This is a genomic window from Actinomycetospora chiangmaiensis DSM 45062, assembly GCF_000379625.1.
GTDB classification, from domain to species: Bacteria; Actinomycetota; Actinomycetes; order Mycobacteriales; family Pseudonocardiaceae; genus Actinomycetospora; species Actinomycetospora chiangmaiensis.
Window position 1 is genome coordinate 110,346 of record NZ_KB903219.1, and the last position, 26,095, is coordinate 136,440.

22 protein-coding genes are annotated in these 26,095 nt (G+C 73.4%); 11 read left to right on the forward strand and 11 right to left on the reverse strand.

The window, feature by feature from the left end; all coding sequences use genetic code 11:
• Nucleotides 1-56: 56 nt before the first annotated feature.
• The 3 genes from A3CO_RS0108085 to A3CO_RS30820 all read right to left on the reverse strand — a co-directional run bounded on the left by A3CO_RS0108085 (nucleotide 57) and on the right by A3CO_RS30820 (nucleotide 4,981).
• Nucleotides 57-1,934, reverse strand: coding sequence for a glycosyltransferase (locus A3CO_RS0108085; RefSeq protein WP_245561462.1), 1,878 nt, complete (start codon nucleotides 1,932-1,934; stop codon nucleotides 57-59).
• A 52-nt stretch (nucleotides 1,935-1,986) separates the two neighbouring features.
• On the reverse strand, nucleotides 1,987-2,844 hold the full coding sequence (locus A3CO_RS0108090) for a class I SAM-dependent methyltransferase (RefSeq protein ID WP_051085893.1): 858 nt from the start codon (nucleotides 2,842-2,844) through the stop codon (nucleotides 1,987-1,989).
• 94 nt (nucleotides 2,845-2,938) lie between these two features.
• Nucleotides 2,939-4,981, reverse strand: a complete 2,043-nt coding sequence (locus A3CO_RS30820; RefSeq protein WP_245561463.1) for an acyltransferase family protein — start codon at nucleotides 4,979-4,981, stop codon at nucleotides 2,939-2,941.
• Nucleotides 4,982-5,160: 179 nt separating this feature from the next.
• Between A3CO_RS30820 and A3CO_RS0108100 the strand changes: the two genes are divergently transcribed.
• Complete coding sequence (locus A3CO_RS0108100) at nucleotides 5,161-5,625, forward strand: hypothetical protein (RefSeq protein ID WP_018331744.1); 465 nt, start codon at nucleotides 5,161-5,163, stop codon at nucleotides 5,623-5,625.
• Here A3CO_RS0108100 and A3CO_RS30825 read toward each other — a convergent pair.
• Nucleotides 5,585-6,205, reverse strand: coding sequence for a hypothetical protein (locus A3CO_RS30825; protein ID WP_018331745.1), 621 nt, complete (start codon nucleotides 6,203-6,205; stop codon nucleotides 5,585-5,587). The two genes, A3CO_RS0108100 and A3CO_RS30825, sit on opposite strands and share 41 nt — an antisense overlap.
• A gap of 186 nt (nucleotides 6,206-6,391) precedes the next feature.
• Here A3CO_RS30825 and A3CO_RS0108110 point away from each other — a divergent pair, with 186 nt between their 5' ends.
• On the forward strand, nucleotides 6,392-7,687 hold the full coding sequence (locus A3CO_RS0108110) for a heparin lyase I family protein (RefSeq protein ID WP_245561464.1): 1,296 nt from the start codon (nucleotides 6,392-6,394) through the stop codon (nucleotides 7,685-7,687).
• On the opposite strand, the gene A3CO_RS0108115 is transcribed toward A3CO_RS0108110, so the two are convergent.
• Nucleotides 7,669-8,250: a TIGR03086 family metal-binding protein gene (locus tag A3CO_RS0108115; RefSeq protein WP_033414075.1), complete on the reverse strand. Its 582-nt coding sequence runs from the start codon at nucleotides 8,248-8,250 to the stop codon at nucleotides 7,669-7,671. The two genes, A3CO_RS0108110 and A3CO_RS0108115, sit on opposite strands and share 19 nt — an antisense overlap.
• A 201-nt stretch (nucleotides 8,251-8,451) precedes the next feature.
• Between A3CO_RS0108115 and A3CO_RS0108120 the strand changes: the two genes are divergently transcribed.
• Complete coding sequence (locus A3CO_RS0108120) at nucleotides 8,452-9,768, forward strand: heparin lyase I family protein (protein ID WP_018331748.1); 1,317 nt, start codon at nucleotides 8,452-8,454, stop codon at nucleotides 9,766-9,768.
• Nucleotides 9,769-9,831: 63 nt separating this feature from the next.
• Here the strand turns inward: A3CO_RS0108120 and A3CO_RS0108125 are convergent, their stop codons facing one another.
• Entirely contained in the window at nucleotides 9,832-10,320 is a 489-nt protein-coding gene (locus A3CO_RS0108125) for an SRPBCC family protein (protein ID WP_051085883.1), read from the reverse strand.
• On the opposite strand from A3CO_RS0108125, the gene glf reads away from it, so the two are divergent.
• The 5 genes from glf (at nucleotide 10,319) to A3CO_RS0108150 (ending at nucleotide 16,466) form a co-directional block, all read left to right on the forward strand.
• Nucleotides 10,319-11,512, forward strand: coding sequence for a UDP-galactopyranose mutase (gene glf, locus A3CO_RS0108130; protein ID WP_018331750.1), 1,194 nt, complete (start codon nucleotides 10,319-10,321; stop codon nucleotides 11,510-11,512). The two genes, A3CO_RS0108125 and glf, sit on opposite strands and share 2 nt — an antisense overlap.
• Before the next feature lie 36 nt (nucleotides 11,513-11,548).
• A complete protein-coding gene (locus tag A3CO_RS0108135; protein WP_018331751.1) occupies nucleotides 11,549-12,415 on the forward strand; it encodes a DMT family transporter in 867 nt (288 codons plus the stop codon).
• The gene (locus A3CO_RS0108140; protein WP_018331752.1) at nucleotides 12,412-13,614 is read left to right on the forward strand and encodes an alpha/beta hydrolase; all 1,203 of its coding nucleotides are present in this window, start codon (nucleotides 12,412-12,414) and stop codon (nucleotides 13,612-13,614) included. Before A3CO_RS0108135 ends, A3CO_RS0108140 begins: the two co-directional genes overlap by 4 nt.
• Before the next feature lie 25 nt (nucleotides 13,615-13,639).
• Nucleotides 13,640-14,350, forward strand: a complete 711-nt coding sequence (locus tag A3CO_RS0108145) for a hypothetical protein (RefSeq protein WP_157647195.1) — start codon at nucleotides 13,640-13,642, stop codon at nucleotides 14,348-14,350.
• A gap of 112 nt (nucleotides 14,351-14,462) precedes the next feature.
• Nucleotides 14,463-16,466, forward strand: coding sequence for a glycosyltransferase (locus A3CO_RS0108150; protein ID WP_018331754.1), 2,004 nt, complete (start codon nucleotides 14,463-14,465; stop codon nucleotides 16,464-16,466).
• Here A3CO_RS0108150 and A3CO_RS0108155 read toward each other — a convergent pair.
• Entirely contained in the window at nucleotides 16,463-16,903 is a 441-nt protein-coding gene (locus tag A3CO_RS0108155) for a hypothetical protein (RefSeq protein ID WP_157647197.1), read from the reverse strand. The two genes, A3CO_RS0108150 and A3CO_RS0108155, sit on opposite strands and share 4 nt — an antisense overlap.
• Nucleotides 16,904-17,027: 124 nt before the next feature.
• On the opposite strand from A3CO_RS0108155, the gene A3CO_RS35490 reads away from it, so the two are divergent.
• Entirely contained in the window at nucleotides 17,028-17,708 is a 681-nt protein-coding gene (locus A3CO_RS35490; protein ID WP_018331756.1) for a hypothetical protein, read from the forward strand.
• 103 nt (nucleotides 17,709-17,811) lie between these two features.
• Here A3CO_RS35490 and A3CO_RS0108165 read toward each other — a convergent pair whose 3' ends face one another.
• Nucleotides 17,812-19,155 (reverse strand): MFS transporter, encoded by a 1,344-nt coding sequence (locus A3CO_RS0108165; RefSeq protein ID WP_018331757.1) that lies wholly within the window; start codon nucleotides 19,153-19,155, stop codon nucleotides 17,812-17,814.
• A gap of 207 nt (nucleotides 19,156-19,362) precedes the next feature.
• Here A3CO_RS0108165 and mscL point away from each other — a divergent pair, with 207 nt between their 5' ends.
• Nucleotides 19,363-19,800, forward strand: a complete 438-nt coding sequence (gene mscL / locus A3CO_RS30835) for a large conductance mechanosensitive channel protein MscL (RefSeq protein WP_051085884.1) — start codon at nucleotides 19,363-19,365, stop codon at nucleotides 19,798-19,800.
• A 58-nt stretch (nucleotides 19,801-19,858) separates the two neighbouring features.
• Here mscL and A3CO_RS30840 read toward each other — a convergent pair whose 3' ends face one another.
• Nucleotides 19,859-22,084, reverse strand: coding sequence for a hypothetical protein (locus A3CO_RS30840; RefSeq protein WP_018331759.1), 2,226 nt, complete (start codon nucleotides 22,082-22,084; stop codon nucleotides 19,859-19,861).
• A gap of 383 nt (nucleotides 22,085-22,467) precedes the next feature.
• On the opposite strand from A3CO_RS30840, the gene A3CO_RS30845 reads away from it, so the two are divergent.
• A complete protein-coding gene (locus tag A3CO_RS30845) occupies nucleotides 22,468-23,880 on the forward strand; it encodes an acyltransferase family protein (protein WP_018331760.1) in 1,413 nt (470 codons plus the stop codon).
• A gap of 47 nt (nucleotides 23,881-23,927) precedes the next feature.
• Here the strand turns inward: A3CO_RS30845 and dprE2 are convergent, their stop codons facing one another.
• Both dprE2 and dprE1 read right to left on the reverse strand, forming a co-directional pair.
• Nucleotides 23,928-24,683 carry a decaprenylphospho-beta-D-erythro-pentofuranosid-2-ulose 2-reductase gene (gene dprE2, locus A3CO_RS0108185; protein ID WP_018331761.1) on the reverse strand — a complete coding sequence of 252 codons (756 nt, stop codon included), beginning with the start codon at nucleotides 24,681-24,683 and terminating at the stop codon, nucleotides 23,928-23,930.
• A 22-nt stretch (nucleotides 24,684-24,705) separates the two neighbouring features.
• The gene (dprE1, locus tag A3CO_RS0108190; protein WP_018331762.1) at nucleotides 24,706-26,076 is read right to left on the reverse strand and encodes a decaprenylphosphoryl-beta-D-ribose oxidase; all 1,371 of its coding nucleotides are present in this window, start codon (nucleotides 26,074-26,076) and stop codon (nucleotides 24,706-24,708) included.
• Nucleotides 26,077-26,095: the final 19 nt, after the last annotated feature.

Consider the following 26,095-nt stretch of genomic DNA (forward strand, 5'->3'; position numbering starts at 1 on the left):
GTCGGCCCCCGGGGAGAGGTGGCCCGTGACCCGCGGGCCGGCCCCCCGTCCGCGACTCAGTCGATCCCGAACAGGCGTCGCCAGTTGTCGACGCCCGTGAGCTGCGGTGCCGCGGCGCGCCAGCGCCCCGCCGCCGCGTCGCCCTCGCGGACGAGCCGCCAGAGCACCGCCGCGCCGTTCCGACCGAGCCGCCGCAGCAGCTCGGGGTCGCGCTGCCGTACCCGGACCCCCGCCTGGCCCGCGTCGGTGACCGCGACCCGGTCGAACAGGGCCATGTGCCACCAGTCGGCCTCGCCGGCCCCGACGAGGCCCTCGTGGAACGGCACCCGGCCGGTCACCTGCTGCACGATCCGCTTGGCCCAGACGGCCTTCGTCCGCGTCGGCTTCCCGCCGGCGCGGACGACGGGCATCTGGGCGGGTCCGAGGGTCGGCGCCTCGGCGATCGGGTGCATCACCGTCTCCGGGTAGGAGGACCGCTCGGCCCGGATGCGGGCGGTGGCGTCGACCCCGCCGTCGCGCAGCACGTCCGGCCCGGCCAGGAAGTCCTCGACGGCGCGGATCAGGGTCGCCGCCAGCCCGTAGTTCATGGACAGCAGGTAGCGGCCGAGCAGCTCACCGAGGGTCGCCGCCACGTGCCGCACCGGGAACCCGCTGTGCAGCGCCGAGGTGATCATGGCGTTGCGCAGGTTGAAGTAGCGGTGCCAGTCGTCCCAGTCCTTCCACGGGAAGTCGGCGTGCCACAGCCCGGCGCCGGGCAGCGTCACCGTCGGGACGCCGTGCGCGCGGCCGCGGTAGCTGTACTCGACGTCGTCCCACTGGAAGAACAGCGGCAGCGGGTAGCCCATGGCCCGCGTGACCTCGACCGGGATGAGGCACGACCACCAGCCGGTGTAGCCCGCGTCGACCCGGCGGTCCTGCACGTTCTTCGTGCCGTCCGGCAGGTAGGCGGTGACGTCCGACTCGCCGACGGCGCCCGGGGAGACGTGGCCGTTGGTCAGGTCCTCGAGCACCGCGTACTCGGCCCCGGCCAGGACCTGGGTGGGGTGCAGCAGGTTGAGCATCTGCGCGCCCACGATGGTCGGGTGGCTCGTGTACTGCGCGAACGCCGAGAGGCGGACGACGACCTCGGGCTCGCAACGCACGTCGTCGTCCATGAACAGCGCGTCGGTGGGCACCTCGCCGGCCGTCGTGACGACCTCGTGCAGGCCGCGGGTGAAGCCGCCGGAACCGCCGAGGTTCGGCTGCCGGAGGTAGCGCAGCTGCTCGCCCAGCACGGCGCTCACCACGTCGAAGGCGGGGCGGCTCTCGACGGGGTCGGTGCCCTGGTCGACGACGATGATCTCGTCGACGAGCGCGGTCGCCCCGGGGTCGTCGGCGAGGGCGGTGAGGGTGGCCGCGCAGTCGTCGGCCCGGTTGTGGGTGCAGATGACGATGCTGGTGTGGCGCGGCACCGCGGGCGCCTCGACCGTCCAGCGGACGTCCTCGAGCAGGAGCTCGGCGTCGTCGGTGACGAGCTCGACCCACAGGCCGCCCCCGTCGAGGAACCGGTCGAGCCGGGCCTCGAGCCGGACGTCCTCGGCCTCGGCGTCGTGGACCGCGACGGTGCGCGGGACACCGTTGGTGTCCGAGGCGCGCAGCATCACGCGGCCGGCGCCGCGGATGCGGCCCTCGAAGCGCACGGAGCGGGCCGTGGTCCAGCGCTGCCAGTAGGCGGCGGGGAACCGCCCGAAGTAGGTGTTGGTGGAGACCCGGCCGAAGGGGCCGACGCGGACGTGGGCGCGGCGGCGCTCGGCGTGCCCGGCGATGACCTCGACGTACATCTCGTCGGGGATCTCGGGCACGGGCCCGGTGAACAGCCCGCGCTGCACCACCAGCCGCCCGGTCGCTGCGGCCGACCGGGCGGGCCGCATCGTCTCGGTCTGCAGGTCCGTCACGAGCCCAACCCTCTCCCCGACTGTGCTCCCCGCAGCGTAGGAGACGACCGGGTCAGGCCCGGCCGCCGGTGCCGGAGGCCGGCCGGGCGGCGGGCGCCGCGACGTCACGGATCCCGGTGACGACGGCGACCACCTGCTCGTTGTCGTGGGTGAAGGCCTCGTAGACGAAGTCGACGTCGTGGGCGGCGACGTACTCCCGCCACGCCCGGTGCTCGCCGTCCTGCCAGCCCGGGTGGTTGAGGTACTCGTCGAACACGACGACCGAGCCGGGCCGCAGGCGGGGGCCCACCAGCTCGAGGACGGTGGTCGTGGAGGAGTACAGGTCGGCGTCGAGGTGGAGCAGGTCCACCGGCCCCGGGTGCTCTGCGAGGAAGGCGGGCAGCGTGTCGGCGAACCACCCGACGACGAGCTCGGCCCCCTCGACCGTCGGGAGCTCCTCGACCGCGAACGTGCCCGCGCGGAAGCCGGCCCGCCAGTCCTCCGGGAGGCCCTCGAACGAGTCGAAGCCGTACACCCCGGAGCCCGCGCGGGCGGCCGCGATCTGACGCAGGGTGCGGCCGCTGTACACGCCGAACTCCAGTGCCATCCCGCCGGTCGGGGCGAGGGACAGTGCGTGCGCGAGCGTCTCGTGCGGCGTGGGGAAGGTGCGGGCGCCGGCCATGGCCTCCCGGACGAAGGCCGCGCTCGACCCGACCGCCTCCCGTTCGCCGGCGGCCAGCATGTCCCGGCGGTCGCGCACCTCGCGGGCGTGCATCGCCTCGCGGAGGTCCCGCAGCTGCGCCGAGAGCTCCTCGAACCGCCGGTCCTGCTCGCGCCGCAGGTCCGCGAGCGCGGGGGCCGTCGCGTCCGCGACCGCGTCGAGCAGACGGACTCGCAGGGCGTGCCGGGCGCGTCGGTGCAGGGAGGCCACGTCGTCATGGAAGACCGGCCGCGGCCCCGACGTCGAGGCCCGCCGCGTCGACCGGCGCGCGAGGTGCGCCGGGTCGTCGCCCACCGGGCGTGGCTCACCGGTGGACGAGTGCCGCCAGCCGTGGGCCGACCACCGGCGCCAGGGAGGCGGTGAACGTCGCCGTCAGGTGGTTGTCGTCGAGGTAGACCGTCACGTTGCCGACCTCGGGGTCGCAGGTGCGGGGGCCGCAGATCCAGTTGGCGAGGTCGAGGTAGGACACCGTCGGGGGCAGTGACAGCGAGCGGATCGGCGGCGTGGACGAGTAGAGCCCGGCGCGCGGGACGTCGCACTCCGGGGCGCCCCGGCGGTAGTTGTCCACGCAGCTCGACGGCGGGTAGCCGTAGCGGGGGTTGTCCCGGACGGCGAGCACCGGGATGTCGGCGGCGCCCAGGATCCGCCAGGCGTCGAGCATGCCGGGGCCCGTCTGCTCGGTGTCCCCGGTGCGCACGTCGTGGCTCGCCGCCGCGACCACGGCCGCGGGACGGGTGCGCAGCACCTCGTCGATCGCCGCCCGGTTGTGCTCGATGCAGGCCACCTCGCCGACGTTCGACTCCGACGTCGTCGAGAAGGGGCATCCCGGTCGGATGAGGGTGTCGACCCGCCACCCGCGCGCCCGGGCGACGGGGACGAGCGCCGGGAGGAACTGCTGCATGTGGGAGTCGCCGATGACGACGACGGTCGGCGCGTCCGGGCGTGGCGCGGCCACGAACGTGCAGCGTTCGAGGTCCGGCTCGCCGGGCGCGGGGTGGCAGTCGTCCTGGTACTGCACCCAGTCCTCGTAGGCCGACACGGCGGGCGGGATGGGCTTCGGTGCCGGTGCACCGCGGTAGACGAAGCCGGGGGCGAGGGCCATCGCACCCGGGTGGTTCGCGTCGCCGGGCACGCCGCTCGGGACCGCCCGGGCGACCGTGACGACGTGCCAGCCGAGCGTCACGAGCAGGACCGCGCAGATCGCGACGGTGCCCGAGCGGTACCCGGCCCCGCGCCAACGGCGGGCCCGGGCCATCGGCTGGTCGACGAGCCGGTCGGTCAGGGCCGCGAGGACGAGGGACACGGCGACCACCAGCACCCCGCCGAGTGCGCCGGCCTGCTCGCGGTGGGTGGCGAGCAGCGCCAGCAGCAGCACCGGCCAGTGCCACAGGTAGAGCGGGAAGCTGATGCGCCCGAGGTACTGCATCGGGGCCGCCGAGAGCCAGCGGTCGGCACCGAGGGCCGAGCCGGTCCGCTCGGCCGCGAGGACCAGGCAGCCGGCGAGCACCGGCCAGAGCGCCAGGTAGCCGGGGAAACCGCCCTCGACGTCGAGCACGACCCCGCACGCCGCGAGGGCGACCACGCCGACCCAGCCGGCGACGATGCGGACGCCCACGGGGAGGGCGAACGCGGTGATCAGGAGGCCCAGCAGCCCGCCGACCGTGAACTCCCAGAGCCGGGTCAGCGAGTCGAAGTAGGCGAGCTTCTGGTCGGTGGCGGTGAGGACGACCGAGTAGGCCAGCGAGACGACCGTGAGCCCGGCCAGGGCGCCGACGACGACTCGGCGCACCGGCGTCCGCGACCGCCGGGCGAGGACGGCGAGCAGCCCGACGACCAGGGGGAAGAGCAGGTAGAACTGGCCCTGGATCGACAGCGACCAGAGGTGCTGGACGATGCTCGCCGTGTTGTGCGCGGCGTAGTAGTCGACGGAGTCGGCCGCGAGCCGCCAGTTCTCCAGGAACACGGCCGAGGCGCCGACCTCGCGGATCGTCTGCGGCCACCGGCTCTCGGGGACGATGAACCAGCCGGCGGCCACGCATCCCAGCAGCACCACGGCCGTCGTCGGGACCAGGCGGCGCAGCATGCGCCCCCAGGTGGTGACGAGGTCGAGCGTCCCGCGCTCGGCGGCCCGCACCAGCTGCCCGGCGAACAGGAAGCCGGTGATGACGAAGAAGACGTCCACGCCGCCGGACACCCGGTCCGACCAGACGTGGAAGATCACGACGAGGGCGCACGCGAGGGCCCGCAGGCCCTGCAGCTCGGGCCGCCACCGGGCGGGGTCGTCCCGGCTGGTGGCCGACGGCGACCACGGGACGGTCGACCGTCGGCCCGGTGCGAGCACGTCCACCGCCTCCCGGGAAGTCCCGTCGCCGCCCACGACGACCCCCACGCCCCAACGAGCGACGGCCCCCGTGGTCTCTCCCTGCCCACGGAGCATGACTCCCACGCCCGACCGGCCGACAGGCACCCCGCCGCGGGGTCGACACCCGGGTTGAAGCGGGCCTGTCCGACTGGTCTGATTCCCCCGTGCTGGAGGCCCATCGGGTGTCGTCGCTGCGTTCTCGCTGGGAGGTCCGCGAGGACGATGCACCCCTGCTCGTCCTCGAGGCGAAGGGGTGGCGCTCGGCGGTGCGTTACACCCTCGACGGCGTCGGCTACGAGGTGCAGTCGACCTGGACCGGCACCCAGTACACGCTGACCCGTGGCGACGACGAGCTCGCCCGGGCCGAGCGCATCGGGCGCAAGCGGTGGTCGATCATCACGCCCGAGGGGACGTTCCACTTCCGGCGCCGCTCGGTCTGGAAGGCCGACCAGGAATGGGTGGCCGACCCGGAGTCCGAGGAGCCGGTGGGCAGCATCCGGCGGACCGGCACCTGGCGCGGCGACGCCGAGGCCGACCTGCCCGGCATGCCGACCCCGCTCGCCGTCTTCACCCTCGCCGTCGTCCTGCTCATGTGGGAACAGGCTGCCGCCGCCGCGGCGTCGACCTGACCGACCGCGCGACCGGCGGGACCACCGCCGCCAGCGCGGTCCAGCCGACCGCGAGCACCACCGTCGTCAGGACCCCGACGGGGTAGTAGATGTGGCTCGTCAGGAACGAGTACGCGCCGCCGACGACGAGGACGGTGCCGACGACGGCCACGGCGCGCCGCGGCCCGGGGGTCACGATCACCGCCGTGATCCCGCCGACGACCGCGGCGGCGAGGTAGGCGTAGACGCCCGGGACGACGAGCCGGTCGGCGATGCCGAACAGTGCCGACACCCACGGGCCCGGCCCGAGCACCACCGTCTCGTGGCCGCCGCCGATCCCGGCCAGCACGTCGAGCGCGGTGTAGAAGCAGGCGTACACGAGGCCCAGGACGACCACCGTGCCCTCCAGCAGCCACCCGCGGCCCCGCACGACGACCCACGGGCCGAGCGCCAGCAGCGGGAACGCCACCAACCCGATCACGTGCAGGTCACGCCACCAGGGCGCGGTCTCCGGGGTGAGCACGAGGGGGTGGGTGAGTCCCACCCCGGCGAGCAGCAGCGGAGGCAGGGCGGCGGCGGCGAGCGCGGCCGGGCGAGGCATCGTCGGGAACCTTCCCCTGCCGTGACCATCCCGTGATCACCCGGTCGTGTAGTCCGTTCGGACTAATGAACGGTGTCCTCCGAGCGAATCCCGAAGCGACTGGTCACGCAACGGAGGAGCGGGATGACGGACAGTGAGATCGGGCGGGCGAGGGCGCCACACCGTCGCACATGGGCCCTCGTGTCCGTGTTGGGTGCTCTGGCCCTGCTGGTGGGTGTCCTGGCCAGTGTGACGCCGGGGCGGGCGGACGCCGCCGTCGTCACCGGGCGGGTCGCGAACTCCGCGGGCGGCTGCCTGGAGAACGCCAACAACGTCGCGGCGGTCAACAACCCGCTGTGGCTCGCCGTCTGCGGGACGAACCCGGGGCAGCAGTGGTCGCGCTGGAGCGACGGCACGCTGCGCGTGCAGAACCTCTGCGCCGACGCCGCCGGCAGCGCCACCGCCCCGGGGACCCGCGTGGTGCTCGCCACCTGCTCCGGCGCCGTCTCGCAGCGCTGGAACTTCTACGTCGCGGGCTACGTGCAGAACCAGAACTCGAGCCTGTGCCTCGCGCCGCAGGGCAACCGCATCGCCGCGCAGGTCGTCATGACGATCGTGGCCTGCGCGAACGTCGCCGCGCAGAAGTGGGCCGTGCCGGCGCTCTCGACACCGCCGACCACGACCACCACCGCTCCGCCGCCGACCACCACCACGCGGCCGACCACGACGACCCCGCCGCCGCCGACCACCACCACGACCGCGCCCCCCCGGACCACGACGACGGTGCCGCCGCCCACCACGACGACCACCTCGCTGCCGGGTCAGACCCAGCAGGTGTGGGACTCGAACTTCACCGGTGCGGGCTTCGGCAACTTCGACGACACCCCGTGGAACAACGTGGGCGCGAACGCGCCGGTCATCGTCAACTCGCCGGTCACGTCCGGCGCGAAGTCCGCGCAGTTCACCATGCCCGGCGGCGGGACCCGCTCCGAGATCGTCCCGACGACGGCCGAGTTCGGTGAGGGTCAGGACCGCTACTTCCGGTTCTCCTTCTACCTGCCGGCCGGCTTCCCGACGCAGGTGAACACCTGGCAGGTCATCACGCAGTGGAAGAACGACGGCACCGGCTCACCGCCCCTGGAGATCACCGTCGGGGGCGGCAACCTCAACCTCGAGGGCGGGTACGGCTACCCGGCCGGCCCGCGGACCTTCGCCAAGCCCCTCGCGCCGGCGACGACGGGACAGCGGATCGACCTCGTCATCCACGTGTTCTTCTCCCGGGACCCGAGCAAGGGCACGGTCGACGTCTGGCGCAACGGCACCCAGGTGCTCGCGGGCTACAAGCCCGCCGGCGGGACGCTCTACCCGACGAGCGCCGCGTCGACCGCCACCACGAGCTCCTACTGGAAGATGGGCCTCTACCGCGACTCCGCGATCACCCAGGCCGCGCAGTACACGATCGAGAGCGCGAAGGTCGGCAACACCTACGCCTCGGTGGCCTGACGCGGTGCCGCCACGTCGCGGCCGATGAAGGCGAGCAGGCGGGTCTGCGGGTCGGCGTCCTCGGCGACGTCGACCCGCGGCCCGTACTGCCCGGAGGTTCGCAGGAGCTCGTCGAGCGGGAGCATGCCCTCGAGGAGCGCGGCGCAGCGGTCGGGGTCGAGGCGCTCGTCCTGCCCGGTCGCGCGCGCCAGGTCCCAGGTGTGCAGGAAGACGTCGGTGGTGAAGAACCGGGACACGGCCTCGGGGAGCGGCACCGTCCCGATGTAGGGGTTCACGAGTTCCTTCCCGGCGGTGGCGGGGTCGTCGAGGAGCGCCTGGACACCGTCGCTCATGGTCCGCCAGGCCCCCGCCGGGTCCGTCCCGACGTCGGGTCCCGACGGCAGGTCGACCCCGGCCCCGCCCGAGAGGAACGAAGGGAACCACCCGACGAGGTGGCCCACGACGTCCCGGGCGGTCCACGCCGGGACCGGAGAGCGCGCGTCCCACGTCGCGTCGTCGGGCACGCCATCCACGAGCTGGGTGAACCGTGCCGCGGTCTCGCGGTACTCCTGCGCTGCGTCCATCGTCGTCCTCTCCTCGGTGTCCACGTCGTCCACCCCGGTGTCGATCCTGGACCGACGTTCTCGACATACGAATTGTCACCACGTACATCCGATCGGGTGATGCTCGCCGTAATACTTCCCGGGTTCCGCACGACATGACCACCAGACGTAGTCCAGGGGGGCAGAGTGGTGGCAGGTCGACGGCTGTGGGTGGGCGGAGCGGTGGCGCTCCTGATCGGGGTGCTGATCGGACTCGGGGGGCAGGCGTCCGCGGCGACCGTGACAGGGCAGGTGCACGACGTCGCCGGCGGGTGCCTGGAGAACGCCAACGACTCGACGGCGACGAACAACGCACAGTGGCTGAACACGTGCGGCACCAATCCCGGCCAGCAGTGGTCCCGGTGGTCCGACGGCACGCTGCGCGTCCAGGGTCGCTGCATCGACACGCTGAACGGCGCGACGGGGAACGGCACCCGCGTCGTGCTCGTCGTCTGCTCGACGGCGTCGACCTCGCAGAGGTGGACCTTCTACGCCAGCGGCTACATCCAGAACCAGAAGTCCCAGACCTGTCTGGCGCCGTCGAACAACAAGACCACGGCGAAGACGCCCATCACCATCGCCGTGTGCGCGAACACCAACGCGCAGAAGTGGACCGTGCCCGCCGTCTCGACGCCGGACACCACCACCACCGCACCGCCGCCGACCACGACGACGACGGCGCCGCCGGTCACGACGACTCCGCCCGCGACCACCACGACGACCGCGCCCCCGGCGACCACGATCACCGCGCCGCCGGCGACCACCACGACGACGGCCCCGCCGACGACGACCACCACGACCTCGACGAGCCTGCCCGCGCAGACGACGCAGACCTGGGACTCGAGCTTCACCTCGTCGGGCTTCGGGAACTTCGACGACACCCCGTGGAACAACGTGGGCGCGAGCGCGCCGGTCATCGTCGACTCGCCGGTGACCTCGGGCGCGAAGGCCGCGCAGTTCACAATGCCCGGCGGCGGCACGCGGTCGGAGATCGTCCCGACGACGGCCGAGTTCTCCGAGGGCCAGGACCGCTGGTTCCGCTTCTCGTTCTACCTGCCGGCCGGATTCCCGGCACAGGTGACGACCTGGCAGGTCATCACGCAGTGGAAGAACGACGGCACGGGCTCGCCGCCCCTGGAGATCACGGTCGGCAAGGGCAACCTCAACCTCGAGGGCGGCTACGGCTACCCGGCCGGGCCGCGGACCTTCGCCCAGCCCCTGGCCCCGGCGGTCACCGGTCAGAGCACCGACCTGGTGCTCCACGTCCTCTTCTCCCGCGACCCGAGCAAGGGCACCGTCGACGTCTGGCGCAACGGCACCCAGGTGCTCGCGGGGTACAAGCCCGCCGGCGGGACGCTCTACCCGACCGACAAGAAGAACACGGCCACGAGCAACTCCTACTGGAAGATGGGCATCTACCGGGACTCGGCGATCACCCAGCAGGCCCGGTACACGATCGAGAGCGCGAAGGTCGGGAACACCCGGGCGCAGGTCGACTGAGGTCGGGTGCGGCGGCGTGCATCACCCGTGATGCACTCCGCCGCACTCGCGCGCGACCCGCCGTCAGGACGTTGGCAGCTTGACCAGCGCGTCGTGCAGCGAGCGCTCGGCGTCGTCGCCCAGCTTCTGCAGCGCCGGGATCATCAGCGGCGTCACGAGCTTGGCGGCGCCGTGGAAGGTGAACGTCGCGGTGTAGCGGACGGTGGTGACGTTGCCGAGCGAGGAGAACTCGATCTCGTCCTCGCTGGTCACCGTCTTGTTGCGGCCGACGATGCGGATGCGCTCCGGTTCGTCGGCCTCGAGGGTGTAGGTGAGCGTGGTCTGCCGCCCCCGGAACTCGGAGACGTTCGTCCACTGCTTGCCGACCCCCACGGGGGTCGACGGGTCGACGGGCTCGCAGGTGATCGTGCCGGCGTCCCACTCGGGCGCGTGGGAGAAGTCGCGCAGGTAGTCCCGGACGGTCTCGAGCGGCGCCGGGGTGGTCACGGTCCGCGTCACGGTGGGCATGCCCCCGGCGTACCCGTCCCGGCGCACGGCTACCGTGGCGGGCATGGCCCAGCCTGACCTGGTCGTCGTCGGCTCCGGCTTCTTCGGCCTCACCATCGCCGAGCGAGCCGCCACCGCGCTGGACAAGCGGGTGCTCGTCGTCGAGCGCCGCTCCCACCTCGGCGGCAACGCCTACTCCGAGCCCGACCCGGAGACCGGGATCGAGGTGCACCGCTACGGCGCGCACCTCTTCCACACCTCCAATGAGCGGGTCTGGTCCTACGTCAACCGGTTCACCGACTTCACGGGCTACCAGCACCGCGTCTTCACGATCTTCCGCGGCCGCGTCTACCCGCTGCCGGTGAACCTGGCGACGATCTGCGAGTTCGCCGGGAAGGCCATGACGCCCGACGAGGCCCGCGCCTGGGTCGCCGAGCACGCCGCCGAGATCGACGTCGACGACGCGCAGAACTTCGAGGAGAAGGGCGTCGCGCTCGTCGGCCGCCCGCTCTACGAGGCGTTCTTCGAGGGCTACACCGCCAAGCAGTGGCAGACCGACCCGAAGAACCTGCCGGCGTCGATCGTGTCGCGGCTGCCGGTGCGCTACACGTTCGACAACCGGTACTTCAACGACACCCACGAGGGCCTGCCGGTCGACGGCTACACCGCGTGGCTCGAGCGGATGGCCGACCACCCGAACATCGAGGTCCGCCTCGACACCGACTGGTTCGACCTGCGCGACTCGCTGCCCGAGGACGTCCCGACGGTCTACACCGGTCCGCTCGACCGCTACTTCGACTTCAGCGAGGGCGAGCTCGGCTGGCGCACGCTCGACTTCGAGTCCGAGGTCGTCACGACGACGGGTGACTTCCAGGGCACGCCGGTCATGAACTACGCCGACCGCGACGTCCCGTTCACCCGCATCCACGAGTTCCGGCACTTCCACCCGGAGCGGAAGAACTATCCGACCGACCGGACCGTCATCGTGCGGGAGTACTCGCGCTTCGCCGAGTCCGGCGACGAGCCGTACTACCCGATCAACACCCCCGAGGACCGCGCCAAGCTGGAGCGCTACCGCGAGCTCGCCCGCAAGGAGGCGACCAACCGCAAGGTCCTCTTCGGCGGCCGGCTCGGCACGTACAAGTACCTCGACATGCACATGGCCATCGGCTCGGCGCTGACGATGTTCGACAACCGGATCGCGCCGTGGTTCACCGACGGGACCGACTTCGACGGCGCGGACCCGCTCGAGGGCTGACGACGTGACACGGGGCGAGCGAAGCGACGGGGAGAGATGACCGCTCTCGCCGTCGCTCTCGCCCTGCTCGCGGCGCTGCTCCTGGCCGTCGGCTCCGTCGCCCAGCGACGAGCGGCGGGGCGGGTTCCCGACGACGAGGTCGGTGGGCTCGGGCTGCTGCGTCGGCTCGTGCGCTCACGGACCTGGTGGGCCGGCGGCGTCGGGGACGTCGGGGGCTTCGTCGCCCAGGCGGCCGCCCTCGGGGCCGGCTCGCTGCTGCTCGTGCAGCCCCTGCTCGTGACCACGCTGCTGTTCGCGCTGCCCCTCGACGCGGCCACGGGGGGACGCCGGATCACGGTCCGCGACGGGGTGTGGGCACTCGTGCTCGCCGCCGCGCTCGCGCTGTTCCTCGTCATCGGGGAGCCGACCGCGGGGCAGGACCGGGCCCCGGTCGCGGCCTGGATCCCGACCGGGTCGGTGCTGCTCCTGGTGCTGCTCGCCTGCCTGGTGGTCGCCGCCCGTCGTCGGGGTCGGGTCCGCGCGGCCGCCCTCGCGGTGGCGACCGGGCTCGCCTACGGCGTGCTCGCGGCCCTCACCAAGTCGGTGGTCCAGCTGCTCACCGACGGGATCGTCCCGCTGCTGCTCGGCTGGGAGACCTGGGTGCTGGTCGTGGCCGCCATCGGCGGCACCTACCTGCAGCAGGCCGCGTTCCAGGCCGGCGACCTCGCGACGACGCTGCCCGCGATCACCGTGGCCGAACCCCTCGTCGCGGCGGTCCTGGGGCTGACCGTGCTCGGGGAACGGGTGACGGCCGACGGCGCCCAGTGGGTGCTGATCGCGCTCCTCGTCGTGGTCACCGTGGTCGCCACGGCGGTGCTGGCGCGGTCGAGCGCCGCGGCGGCGCCGACCCCGGCGCCGGTGTGAGCAGCCGGACCACACCCGTCGTCGGGAACCTCCGTCCCCTGCTCGGGGTGCTCACCGGCGCGGTCGCGGTGCTCACCGTGGTCCTGCTGGTGGCCGCCGGGGGCGACCCCCGGGACGTTCCGGTGACCGACTGGCCGTTCCACGCGCTCCTGGCCGCGCTGCTCGTCCTCGCCGTGGTCGCGGCCGCTGCCGCGCGCCGCCGCGGGACGCGGGTGACGGCCGTGCTGGTGACGGTGGTGGTCCTGCTGCTCAACCTGGCCGCGGCGGTGAACACCTACGTCGACTACGACCGCACCCTCGGTGCCGTCCTCGGTGTGGAGCCCGCCGACGAGGAGTCCCTCGCGCGGCTCCTGCGCCAGACCACGGTGCCGACGCACGGCGAGATCGCCGCCGTCACGATCCCGACGAGGCGTTCGGGGTTCGCGGCGCGGCAGGCACTGGTCTACGTCCCGCCCGCGTGGTTCCACCGGCCGCGTCCGAGGCTCCCGGTCGTCGTCCTGCTGCACGGCACCCCGGGGACGCCCTCGGACTGGTTCGGACCCGGACTCGCCGCCGCGACCGCCGACGCCTTCGCGGCCGCGCACGGCGGGACCGCCCCGATCCTCGTTGCGCCCGACATCAACGGCACCGAGGACGCCGACACCGAGTGCGTCGACTCCCCGCTGGGGCGCGTCGAGACCGCGCTGACCGCGGACCTGCCGGCGTTCGTGACCGCCACCTTCCGCACGCAGCCGACCGGGCGCGCATGGGCCGTGGCGGGCCTCTCCGAGGGCGGCTCCTGCGCAATGATGCTGGCGCTGCGCCACCCGACGCTGTTCGAGACGTTCGGGAACTACGCCGGCCTTGCCGGGCCGCGTGTCGGGGAGACCAACGCCGACACCGCCCCGACGGTCGGCGGGCTCTTCGGCGGGTCCGAACAGGCGTTCCGGGCGCACGAGCCGTCGTCCCTGCTGACGACACGCCGCTTCCCGCGGCTCGGCGGCTGGTGGGAGGTGGGCGACGCGGACAGCGAGCCGGCCGCCGCCCAGCAGGCCCTGGTACCGCTGGCGCGCCGGTCCGGGACCACGGTCTGCTCGGTGGTGATCCCGGACGGCGGCCACACCTTCGACGTGTTCTCCGCCGGGTTCGCCGACTCGCTGCCCTGGATGGCGGCCCGCCTCGGCATCCCTTCGACCGGGGTGAGCTGCCCGCAGCAGTGAGTGGGTACCAGCCCGCGTGATCACCATGACCGTGTCCGGGGACCGCCCCGGCTACCTCGCCGAGACCCTTCACTCCTGGTCCGCGGTGCGCGGCCTGGCCGCCTGGCCGTTCCATCTCGTCGTCGAGCCCGGGGCCGAGCTGGAGCGCTGCGTCGCGGTGGCCGAGGACTTCGAGCGACGACGGGTCGCGCGGAGCGTCGGGATCGAGGTCAACCCCGAGCGCCGCGGGGTCCGCGCCAACCCGCACCACGCGCTCGCGTCCGCGTTCGCCACCGGCGCCGACTTCGTCGTGCTGTGCGAGGAGGACATCGTCGTCGCCGACGACGTCCTGGAGTGCCTCACGGCCGTTCCCGACACGCCGGACGTGCTCGCCGCCTGCGCCTTCTCGGAGCGGCAGGCCCCGCAGCCCGATGACGTGCTGACCGACACCGGGTTCAGCGCGTGGGTGTGGGGGACGTGGGCCGACCGCTGGGACCGGGCCCTGCGCGACGACTGGTTCGAGGCGGCGCGCGCCCCGTGGGACGGCGCGGGGGCGGGCTGGGACTTCGGCGTCGAGCGCATCGCGGCCGCCCGCGGGATGCGCTTCGTCGGGCCGCTCGCGAGCCGCAGCGACAACATCGGGCGTGACGGCGGGGTGCACGCCCTGCCCGAGGAGTTCGAGGAGAGCCGGGCGGCGACCTTCGTGCCGCACCGCGACCCGGTGGCCTGGCGGTTGGCCGCACCCACCTCCGTGTGAGCGACCGTCCGTCGGCCGGACACATCGCCTGCAGAACGGAGGGGTGGTCCGGTCGGCCGCGCGGTGTGGGGGCGGACGGGTGCTGTCGGGGGTGGGCGCTACCGTCGGGTGCATGACGAGCACGCAGGAGGCGCCGGTGCAGCAGAGCGTGCGCGGGTCGGAGTCCGCGCTGCTCCAGCGGATCATCCTGCCGCGCCCGGCCGATCCCACCGCGGTGCGCGCGCTCTACCTCGACGAGGGCACCGCCACCTCGCTGCGTTCCGCGGCCCCCACCGCGGAACGGCCGGGCACCGTCAACGAGGAGCAGGACGAGTTCGTCCTGCACCTCACCACCGCCGGCGGCCGCCGCGCCGAGGTGCTCTCGCGGACCTCGGTGCGGGTGCCCGAGCACACCGAGACGTCGTTCGCGGCGTACTTCAACGCCTTCCCCGCGTCCTACTGGCGGCGCTGGTCGGTCCTCGACGCCGTGCACCTGCGGCTGCGGCTGCGGGGCGCCGGGCGGGTCGACGTCTACCGGTCCACCGCCCGGGGCGTGCCGGTGCACGTCCACGGCGAGGCCGTCACCGCCGAGGGCTCGATCGACGTGCCGGTCTCCCTGCGGCCGTTCGAGGACGGCGGCTGGGTCTGGTTCGACCTCTCCAGCGGCGCCGAACCCCTCGAACTGCTCGACGGCGGGTGGTACGCGGACCGGCCCGCGCCCGGTCGCGCGGCGGTGACGGTCGGGATGCCCACCTTCAACCGGCCGTCGGACTGCGTGAACACGCTGCGCGCGCTCGGCGAGGACCCGCTGGTGCGTGACGTGCTCACCGCCGTCGTCATCCCCGACCAGGGCACGGCGAAGGTCCGCGAGCAGGACGGGTTCGACGAGGCGGCGGCGCTGCTGGGCGACCGGCTGCGGATCATCGACCAGCCGAACCTCGGCGGCTCGGGCGGCTACAGCCGGATCATGTACGAGGCGCTCGAGCACACCGACGCCGAGTTCATCCTGTTCATGGACGACGACGTCGTCCTCGAACCCGACTCGGTGCTGCGCGCGCTCGCCTTCGCCCGCTACGCCCGTACGCCGATGCTCGTCGGCGGCCAGATGCTCTCGCTGCAGGCGCGCTCCCACCTGCACGCGATGGGCGAGGTGGTCGACCGGACCACCTTCTTCTGGCAGCTCGCGCCGAACACCGAGGACGACCACGACTTCGCGGTCGACTCGCTGCGCGAGACGCTGTGGATGCACCGGCGCACCGACGTCGACTACAACGCCTGGTGGATGTGCCTGATCCCGCGCGTCGTCGCCGAGGCCGTGGGTCAGCCGCTGCCGCTGTTCATCAAGTGGGACGACTGCGAGTACGGCCTGCGGGCCGGGGCGCACGGCTTCCCGACGGCCACCGTGCCCGGCGTCGCGATCTGGCACATGAGCTTCGTCGAGAAGGACGACAGCTCGGACTGGCAGGCCTACTTCCACGCCCGCAACCGGCTCGTCGTCGCCGCCCTGCACGGGCCGGACGACCCGAAGGCGATGCTGCTCGACTCGCTCAAGCGGACCCTGCGGCACCTGTTCCTGCTCGAGTACTCGGCCATCGCCCTGCACCAGGTGGCGATGCGGGACTTCCTGCTCGGCCCGAAGGTGCTGTTCGGGGCGTTGCCCACCGCGCTCGGCGAGGTGCGGGCGCTGCGGGCGCGCTACCCCGACGGGAAGGTCGTCCCGAGCGCCCGCGACCTGCCCGAACCCCCCATCGGCGCGCTCGCCGCCCAGCTGTGGCCGGAGCCGCCGCGCGGCAGGGTCGCGCAGGTCAAGGCACTCGCGGGAGCCCTGCGCCACCAGCTCCGGCCGACCGACCCCACCGCCACCCAGCGCCCGCAGCGCAACGTCCCCGCCGAGCACGGGACGTGGTTCCTGCTGTCCCGGCTCGACGGCGTCACCGTGTCCACCTCCGACGGCACCGGCGTGACGTTCCGGCAGCGCGACCGCGCCGAGTTCTGGCGGCTGCTGCGCACCTCGCTCGCGATGCACCGCGAGGTGGCGCGGTCGTGGTCGTCGTTGCGGCGGCGCTACCGGGACGACATGGGCGAGCTCGTCAGCCGGGAGGCGTGGGAGGCCCAGGTCTTCTCGCGCTTCCGCTAGGCGGCCGCGAGCTCGTCGAGCACGAGGTCGCGGAGCAGGACGTCGGCGGCATCGAACCCGCGGGCCCGCACCCGCGCCACGTCGATGCCGACGGCGGGCCCCACCACGAGCGCTCCCGCGTCCTGCAGTGTCTCGCGGGCGTCCTCGAGGGCGTACCGCGCGCGGGTCCGGCCGGCGTAGCCGACGAGCCCCACCGCGCGGCCCGCCCACCGGCCGGTCGCGAGGTCGGCCAGGAGCGCCTCCGGAGCGGTGTGGAGGTACTCCGGGACGATCAGGACCGCGGGCCGGACGGGCGTGCGTCGGACCGTGCCCGTCAGATGAGCTGCGATGCCCTCGTGGAGCCAGTCGGCGAGCTCGTCGGCGAACGGCGCGAGCCGCAGGGCGGGGCGGATGACGGTCACCGGCGGGGTCGTCGCGATGCCGGTCACGGCGCTCACCTCCTCGACCTCCGGACGCGTCACACCGTGGCCGAGGGAGCCGCCCCGTCTCAACCGATTTCGCTCTCGGCGTCGTCCGCGCGGCCGTGCAGACCGGGCTGGCGGTCGGTGCCAAGATTGGCGGATGGCGCAGCAGGAGACCGAGGAGCAGACGTCGTCCGACCAGCCGTCCTCGGAGGGGGACGCCACGACCGGCCGACACCGTGCTGCCGAGGAGGAGACGACCGAGCAGTCCGCCCCGGCGGAAGGGAAGACCGAGCAGCCGTCCGACGCGTCCGAGGCGAAGACCGAGAAGTCGACTCCGGCGGAGGCGAAGACGGAGTCCGCTCCGGCGGAGGCGAAGACCGAGAAGTCCGCCCCGGAGGCGAGGACCGAGAAGGCCGCCCCGGCGGACGCGCCGACGGAGAAGCAGTCGGCGCCGCCCCGGGGACAGCAGCGCGGCGCGGCGGACACCTCCTGGGCCGAGCCGGAGACCGCGCCGCGCCGCCACGTCGACATCGGCGAGATCGCCTGGCGGGCGGGCAACGTCATCGCGACCGTGCTACGCACCCTCGCGATCCTGTTCGCCCTCGTGCTGGTGGCGAACCTCGTGCTCGTCCTCGTCGGGGTGAACCCCGCGAACGGGGTCGCGCAGTTCATCGGCGGCCTCGCCGCCCTGGTGATCCTCGGTTTCCGTGACCTCTTCATCCCGGCCGACCCGACGATCGCACTCATCGTCAACTCGCTGGTCGCCGCGGTGTTCTGGGTCTTCGTCGGCGAGCTCGCCTCCCGGCTCGTCCGCTTCGTGGCCGCCCGGGTGAAGTAGGCGGGCGCCTCGCGAGAGTGACGTCAGGCAAGTGCTCGGGTCGCCGGGCATGCCTGGTGTCACCTTCGTGGTCCGACCGGCACCCACCCGCCGTCGGGAAGGGTCAGGTCCCGACCGCGGCGCTCCCCGCGCCGACGGACCCGGGGACCCCGCGGACCGGGACGAGCGCGACCAGCCCGAGGAGCAGGACGATCCCGATGCCGAGGATGCCCCAGCGCTGTTCGCCGAAGAGGGTGATGAAGAGCCCGAACAGGGCCGGGGCGAGGAAGCTGACGGCGCGCCCGGTCGTGGCGTACAGCCCGAAGATCTCTCCCTCGCGCCCGGGCGGGACGAGCCGGGCCAGGTAGCTGCGCGAGCACGCCTGGGCCGGGCCGACGAACAGGCAGAGGAAGAGCCCGCCGATCCAGAACGCCGTCTTCCCCGACGCCGGGAGCAGCGCCCCCGCGACGACGACCAGCGCCGCGAGCGACACGAGGATCACCGGCTTGGGGCCGATCCGGTCGTCCAGCCGGCCGCCGACGACCGCGCCGACCGCCGAGACGACGTTCGCGACGATCGCGAACACGATGACCTCCGACGAGCTGAGACCGAAGGTGCCCGCCGCGAGGACGCCGCCGAAGGTGAACACGGCGGTCAGGCCGTCCCGGTAGATCGCGCTCGCGACGAGGAAGCCCAGCAGGTGGGGGTCGGTGCGGTAGAGCCGGACGAGGCGCTGCACCAGGAGCTTGTAGGACCCGAGCCAGCTCACCGACGCGGCCTCGGCGTCGCCGGGCGGGGCGGGGAAGGGGAAGCGCATGAACAGCACCGGGATCGCGAAGACGCCGAACCACACGGCGGCGAGCAGGGCGATGATCCGGTAGGCGAGGTCCGAGGAGCCGAAGCTGATGACGCCGACCGGCGGGATGAACAGCACCAGGCACAGGACCAGCAGGACGATCCCGCCCAGGTAGCCCGCCGACCACCCGACGCCCGAGACCCAGCCGGTGCGTCCGGGCGGCGCGAGCCGGTAGATCATCGCGTTGTACTCGACCTGGGCGAGCTCGTAGGCGAAGGTCCCGACCCCGAGCAGGACCAGCCCGAGCAGCAGGTACTCCGGGGCGCCCCGCACCAGGAACATCAGCGCGCTCGCGAGCACGATCACCGCGGTGAGCACCCCGAGCCGACGCTGCCGGCCCTGCTCCGCCCCCGACGCGTCACTGCGCTGCCCATAGACGGGAGCGGTCAGGGCGACGAGCACCCCGGCGATCGCGATCGTGGTGGCGAGGGCCGCGGACCCGCTCGCCTCGTCGCTCGCCACGCCGCTGGTGAGGTAGACGGTGAAGACGAAGGTCGTGATGACGGCGTTGAACGCGGCCGAGCCCCAGTCCCACGCCGCCCAGCGGACGAGTGCCCCGGTGGTGCCGGGAGTGGGAGCGGGGGAGAGCGGCGTGGCCGACCCGGTGGACACGCCACGGACGCTAGTGCACCGGCGCCCGGACCCGGTCGTTCCCGACGACGGGTGACCGCGTCGCGCGCGTGCCCGGGCGCGCCCGACGACCGACGCGCCCGCCCTGCCGGCTCCCCCCCCAACCGGCGTGGCGGGCGCGTCCGTCCGTGAGGTCCGGTTACGCTCGGTGCGCATCTGTGGCGATCGAGCGATATGGAGGGCCCTCGGGTGCTGAAGGGGTTCAAGGACTTCCTGCTCCGCGGCAACGTGGTCGACCTCGCGGTGGCCGTGGTGATCGGAGCGGCGTTCACGGCGGTCGTCACCGCGTTCACCAGCGCGTTCCTCAAGCCGCTCATCCAGCTCGCCACGGGCGGCGGGGGACAGCTCGCGGGGACGTTCACGGTCAACGGGGTCGTCTTCGACTACGCGTCGTTCCTCAACGCGCTCATCACGTTCGTGATCACCGCGGCCGTCATCTACTTCCTCGTGGTCCTGCCGCTCAAGATCGTCGCGGAACGACGCAAGCGCGGTGAGGAGGCCGGGCCGGCCGAGCCCACCGACGTCGAGCTGCTCACCGAGATCCGTGACCTGCTGCGCGAGCAGGCCCGCGGTCCCCGCCGCGACGACGGCGGCACGGCCGGTCGGATCCCGCACCAGGACCGGTAGGTGCGCTGCGCGCCCGTGAGCACGTGCCGTGGTCATAGCCACGGAAAGTGCTCACGAGCTACTGCACGGCCCAGTACGAGAAGGACCGGTAGTCCGGGTACGGCGCGAGGAACGGCTGGCGCGGCCCGAGCGTGATCTGCAGCTCCGGGGAGGTCACGGCGGCCGCCGGGATCGTGAACGTCGACTGGGCCCACGAGTGCTCGGCGCCCGGTGCGAGCCCCGGCACCTCGGTGGCGAACGCCCAGTCCCCCACGCCCCGGCCGTCCACGCCCACCGAGACCACACCGGCCCCTGTGTTGCGGTCCTTCACCGGCTCGCGGGCGTCCACCCGGGCCGTCAGCGTGACGGGCCGACCGGGGGTGAGGCCGCGCAGCGTGAAGTGCTCACCGCCCACCACGTGGCGGCCACTGTCCACGACCACCCGCCCCGCGACGTCCTGGTTGCGGACCTCGGTCTGGTCGGCGACCCCGACGAGCGCGCGGTCCACGCCGTAGCCGTGGGCGGCCTCGTCGGCGAGGTCGCCGACGTTGACCCGGTCCACGATCCGTCCCGGCACCGCCTCGTCGGGCAGGTCGCCGCTGCCCACGTGCGACCAGTCCGCGCGCCACACGCTGATCACCGGGCACCCGCCGGCGGTCTGGCAGATGCCGCCGAACGGGCCGCCGTCGCGCTCCGGGCTCTTGAGGTCGAACGACGTGACCGGCTCGTCGCCGAGGATGCGGGCGCGCGAGAGCTCCCCGACCGGCACGAGCTGCGTGTCGTCGAAGATGGAGAAGTACGAGGGCCGCTGGGCCGGCGGCAGGTGCGCGAGCTGCTCGTACATCGCGCCCGAGCCCTCGATCGCCGGGCGGGCGAAGCCGGGGGTGGTGAGCCCGACGAGGTCGACCACGCGCCGGTCGGAGAACCACGCGACGGCGCCGACGTCGTTCACGGCCACGACCGCGTCCGGGGGTGTGTTGCCCCGGATCCACTGCGCCACCGACACCGCCGACTCACGGATGCCCGCCGCCTGCTCGCCCTGGCGCAGCGCCCACGTCGGCGCCGAGACCAGGGCGAACGCCGCGAGCACCGCCACCAGACCCGTCGTCAGGACCCGGCCGCTGCGCGCGTCGGAGGCCGCCCGTCCGACCGCACGGACGCCGAGCACCGCGAGCAGTACGACGACCGGCAGGAACGGCTGCAGGTAGCGACCGTCGTGCCACAGCGCGGTCTGCAGCGTCGCCACGGCGAGCAGCACGCCCGCGAGCCCGAGCGCGAGGACCCCGGCCAGGACCCGTCGTCGGGACCCCACCGCGGCGAGCCCGATGGCCGCGAGGATCGCGACGCCCGGCCCGGCCACCGCCGTCGTCGTGAGGCCGCCGATCAGCTCCAGCGCGGTGGTCGCGGTGGTGTCCACCCGGTCGACCACCTCGAGCGGCGACCCCAGCGGCCGGCTGAACCACGACTTCGCGACGACGCCGGAGTTCTCCGCCGACCCCGTCACCAGCCGGTAGAGCCCGAACTGCGCGAGCGCCGCCACCGGCGGCAGCACCAGCAGGAGGGCCTTCCCGACGGCTGGTCGGCGCCGGCCGCGCAGGAGCGTCACCACTGCTCCGGCGAGCACGACCAGCACGAGGACGAGTCCCTCGGGGCGGGTGACGGCGAGGGGGAGCGCGACGAGCGGGGTCGCGACGAAGCGCCGGCGCGGCTGCTCGCGGACGAAGGCCAGCAGCAGGCCCGCCACGAGGACCGCGACGAGCGCGACCTCCATCCCGCTCGTGACGCCCCAGAGCAACGGTCCGCACACCGCGGTGAGTGCGGCCGCCGCCGTGCCGGTGCGTCGCGAACCGAGCTCCCGGCCCAGCAGCGCGACCAGGACCACCGTCGCGACGAAGCAGACGACGCCGAACGCGACCGCCGCGTAGAGCAGCAGCCCGGACGGGACCACCACGGAGGCGGCGCCGAGCAGCAGGACGTAGAGCAGGCTGCTCGCACCCGTCGTCCGGGGGGCGCCCGCCTGGTAGCGCAGGAACTCGCCGAGCCCGATCTGCCGGGCGTACTGCAGGTGGATGTAGACGTCGTCGAGCGGGGGGACGAACCGGCCCTGGTTGTGCGCGGCGTTCACCACGACGACCGCGAGGGCGGTCAGGAGGGCGAGCACGCCGACGCCCACGAGCGCGCGGTCACCGACCAGGCGCCTCCAGTGGGGCTGCACCCGTTCCCCGTGTGGGTGATCCGCCGCGGCGGCCGGGCGCGTCGGGTCCGGCTCCAGCTCGGGATCGGAGATCGTCGGGCCCCTGGTCACGACAGCTGTTCCTCCTCGTCACACGCCTCCTGCGCGGCGACCCCGCCACGGTAGGCGGCCCGCCGTCACCCGGGGCGGGCGGGGGCCGCGGGGCACACGGTGCGTGACCAGGAGCGATCGGCGGCCGGTCGGTGCGTGACCCCTCCACCGGGAAGGGTCGCGCCACCGCTCGGTCGGGTCGGATCCGGGCCCGGTGAGGCGGTTCCGGTCACGGTGCGTGCGGTCGTCACCCGGCTTGCGGACTGCGACCGGACAGCCGTCGCTCGATCCACTGAATGGCCTATCAGGAATCGGACGAGCGGTGCCGTTCCTCAGGTCGAGCACCGCGGTCGGCCCGATCGGGGAGCTCGGTCGGGGAGTACGGGGTCTGGGGAGGCAGCACGATGGGAACGCTGACGTCACTCACGTCGCGGACGACCAGTGCGGGCGGGTCGGCGGCGGAGCCGGCCCGGGTCTCCACGCTGCGCACCACGCCCCTGGTGGCGGTGCCCCTGTCCGCCGCGGAGGCCCTCGCGGCGCCCCCGGTGGGCTTCCGGACGCCCGGTGCGGGGAGCGGGACCGTCCTCCCGCTCCCCCGGACCCGGGGGACGTCGCCCACCCCCGCCGTCGAGCCGCCGGCGGCGCGCCCGACCGGCACCGACCCGGCGTCGGGAACGAGGTCGCAGGACATCGCGCAGCTCACCGGGCTGCGCTTCGTCGCGGCGGTGTGGGTGCTGCTGCTGCACGCGTCGTACATCCCGGGTGACGTGTACAGCCGCTGGACCGCCCCGATCGCGCCGCTGGTGGCGGCGGGACCGCTCGGGGTGGACCTGTTCTTCGTGCTCTCCGGGCTGGTGCTGACCCGCTCGTACCTCGCGCGCATGGGGACCCGGCCGTCGGTCGGTGGGACGGCCCGGTTCCTGCGCGCACGGATCGCCCGGGTGTGGCCGCTGTACGCGGTGGTGACCGTGGCGTTCGGGGCGTGGTGCACGGCGCGGCTCGTGTTCGGCCACGACGGCATCGTCGCCTGGCAGACCCCGCAGCCCTCGCTCGGCCCGCTCGGCTGGATCCGGCAGCTGACGATGACCCAGCTGTGGACCTCGTCCGGCATCGAGGGCGTCTCGTTCGTGCTCCCGGCGTGGTCGGTGAGCGCCGAGTGGCTGGCCTACCTGTGCTTCCCGCTGCTGGTCCTGGGCGCGTGGCGGATCCGGTCGTGGCCGCTGCCGGTGCTGGCGGTCCTCGCCGTGCTGGCCGCGTCACCGGTCGCGGTGGTGCCGCTGGCGACGGCGGGCTCGGGCGAGTCGGGCGCATGGGTGTGGCTGCTGCGCATCGGCGGCGGGTTCACCGCGGGGATGCTCACCTGGCTGGTGGTCGACCGGCTGCCGCGCACGCCCGTCGTCGAGCGGTGGGCCGGTCGACTCGTGCTGGCCGTGCTCGCCGAGACGATGCTCGTGGCCTACTGGGCCGCGTCCGCCCCGGCGTCGGCGGCGATCCCCGCGGCCGACCGGTTGTGGCTCGCGGTGCCGCTCTTCCCGGTGCTGCTCGGGTCGCTGTGCGTGGCCCGCGGCCGGCTCGTGGACTGGCTGTCCTCGGAGCGCCTGCAGCACGGCGGCCGCATCTCCTACGCGATCTACCTGGTGCACTTCCCGCTGATCGAGATCACGGTCGTCGCGATGACCCGGTTCCCCGCGCTCGCGCCGAACTCCTCGCTCGCGGCCCTCGCGGTCCCGCACGTGCTCGTCGCGTCCGTGTTCCTGGCCCACCTCGCGTACCGGTGGATCGAGGAGCCCGCCCGGGGTGCGCTGACGCGCAGGTGAGCACTAACTGGGGGCTATAGGCCCTTGAGTGCTCACCTGAGCGAAGCTCACACAGGAAGGCGCCGGAAGATCGGGCGCGGGATGTGGCGGAGCACGCTCATCACGTACCGGAACTGCGGCGGGGCCCAGACGAGCTCGCGCCGCTTCGTCACCGCGTCGACGGTGATCCGGGCGACCTCCTCCGGCGTCGTCGCGAGCGGCGCGGAGTCCATGCCGGCGGTCATCTTCGTCTTCACGAAGCCGGGGCGGACGATCGTCACGCCGATCCCGTCGCCGCGCAGCGCCTCGGTGAGGCCGGAGTAGAACGCGTCCATGCCGGCCTTGGTGGAGCCGTAGACGAAGTTCGAGCGGCGGGCGCGCTCCCCGGCGACGCTCGAGAGCGCCACGATCCGGCCGTGCCCCTGGCGGCGGAACTCGGCGGCCAGGGCGACACCGACGGACACGGTCGCGACGTAGTTCACCTCGGCGAGCTCGACGGCGACGTCGATGTCCTGCCAGGCCTTCTCCTGGTCGCCCAGCAGCCCGAACGCGACGACGGCGACGTCGATGTCGCCGCCCGCGAACGCCTTGCGGACCGCCTCGGTGTGCACCGCGGCGTCCTTGGCGTCGAACTCGACGGTCTCGACGTGGGCCCCGGCACGGCCGAGGCGGGCGGCGGCGTCGGCGAGGCGCGGCGACTGGCGGCCGGCCAGCACGACCCGCACCGGCCCGTCCGCGAGGTAGCGCTCGGCGATGGCGAGCCCGATCTCGGAGGTGCCCCCGAGGAGGAGCAGGGAGGACGGGTGCCCGACGGCGTCGATCATTCGGTCTCCAGTCGGATGAGGATCAGCTGGTCAGGGCGAGCCGGCGCGACATGTCCGAGGCGAACACCCCGTCCGGGTCGGCGGCGTCGCGCACCTTGCGCCACTCGTCGAGCCGCGGGTACATCGCGGCGAACGTGGCGGCGTCGGTGCGGGAGTCCTTGGCGGTGTAGAGCCGGCCGCCCATCGCGAGCACCCGGCGGTCGAGGTCGCGGCAGAACCGGCCGAGACCGTCGACGATCGGGAAGTCCACGCAGATGTTCCAGCCGGGCATGGGGAACGAGAGCGGCGCCCGGTTCCCCTCGCCGAACTTCTTGAACACGTTGAGGAAGGAGACGTGCCCGGACGCCGCGATGTCGGCGATGATCGAGCGGAACTCGGCCTCGGCGGCCAGCGGGACGATGAACTGGTACTGCAGGAAGCCCTTCGAGCCGTAGGCCCGGTTCCAGTCCCCGAACAGGTCCAGCGGGTGGTAGAAGGCCGTCAGGTTCTGGATCTGGCCGCGCTTGTTCTTGGTCTTCCGGTAGTACAGCTCGCCGATCAGCGAGAACGTCGCCTTGTTCGCGAGGCCGTTCGGGAAGACGTCGGGCAGCGTCGCGAGCTGCGGCGCGTCGAACTTCAGCGGGTCGCGCCGGAGCTTCTCGGGCAGCTCGTCGAGCCGTGCCAGCGAGCCCCGGCCCAGGGCCGCCCGGCCGAGCTTCGGCCCGGTGGAGATCGAGTCGAACCACGCCGAGGAGTAGTCGTAGGCCTCGTCCGAGCCGTCGGAGAACCGCTCGATCGTCTCGTCGAGGTTCGCGGTGCGCTCGGTGTCGGCGACGAAGTAGGCGGTCTCGGTCTTCGTCATCCGGACCGTCGCCCGCAGGATGATGCCGGTCAGGCCGATGCCGCCCACGGTCGCCCAGAACAGCTCCGACTCCGGGCCCTCGGGCTCGAGCCGGCGGATGTCGCCGGTGCCGGTCAGCAGGTCCATCGACACGACGTGGTTGCCGAAGCTGCCGTGCGAATGGTGGTTCTTGCCGTGGATGTCGCTGGCGATCGCGCCGCCAATCGTCACCTGGCGGGTGCCGGGCAGCACGGGGACCCACAGCCCGAACGGCAGGGCGACCTTCATCAGGGTGTCGAGCGAGACGCCGGCGTCGACGTCGACCAGCCCGCTCTCGGCGTCGACCGCGTGGATGCGGTGGCGCGCGGTCATGTCGACCACGAGCCCGCCGGCGTTGACCGCCGGGTCGCCGTAGGAGCGGCCGAGGCCGCGCGGGATGACGCCGCGGGGACCTGCCGTCGTCACGGCCTCCGCGAGCTGGGTGTCGGACGTGACCTCGTCGCCGGAGAGCACGGTCGCCCGGCTCGGGGCGGTGCGGGCCCATCCGACCAGGGTCTTCTCGGTGCGAGCCATCGTCGTCGAGGCTAGCGCG

Excerpts from the sequence above, each read along its gene's own strand:
- A3CO_RS0108145 (WP_157647195.1), top strand. The coding sequence starts at position 13,640 with ATGACCGTGTCCGGGGACCGCCCCGGCTACCTCGCCGAGACCCTTCAC.
- A3CO_RS0108125 (WP_051085883.1), bottom strand. The coding sequence starts at position 10,320 with ATGCCCGCCACGGTAGCCGTGCGCCGGGACGGGTACGCCGGGGGCATG.
- A3CO_RS0108150 (WP_018331754.1), top strand. The coding sequence starts at position 14,463 with ATGACGAGCACGCAGGAGGCGCCGGTGCAGCAGAGCGTGCGCGGGTCG.
- dprE1 (WP_018331762.1), bottom strand. The coding sequence starts at position 26,076 with ATGGCTCGCACCGAGAAGACCCTGGTCGGATGGGCCCGCACCGCCCCG.
- A3CO_RS30845 (WP_018331760.1), top strand. The coding sequence starts at position 22,468 with ATGGGAACGCTGACGTCACTCACGTCGCGGACGACCAGTGCGGGCGGG.
- A3CO_RS30825 (WP_018331745.1), bottom strand. The coding sequence starts at position 6,205 with ATGCCTCGCCCGGCCGCGCTCGCCGCCGCCGCCCTGCCTCCGCTGCTG.
- A3CO_RS0108115 (WP_033414075.1), bottom strand. The coding sequence starts at position 8,250 with ATGGACGCAGCGCAGGAGTACCGCGAGACCGCGGCACGGTTCACCCAG.
- A3CO_RS35490 (WP_018331756.1), top strand. The coding sequence starts at position 17,028 with ATGGCGCAGCAGGAGACCGAGGAGCAGACGTCGTCCGACCAGCCGTCC.
- A3CO_RS0108135 (WP_018331751.1), top strand. The coding sequence starts at position 11,549 with ATGACCGCTCTCGCCGTCGCTCTCGCCCTGCTCGCGGCGCTGCTCCTG.
- dprE2 (WP_018331761.1), bottom strand. The coding sequence starts at position 24,683 with ATGATCGACGCCGTCGGGCACCCGTCCTCCCTGCTCCTCCTCGGGGGC.
- glf (WP_018331750.1), top strand. The coding sequence starts at position 10,319 with ATGGCCCAGCCTGACCTGGTCGTCGTCGGCTCCGGCTTCTTCGGCCTC.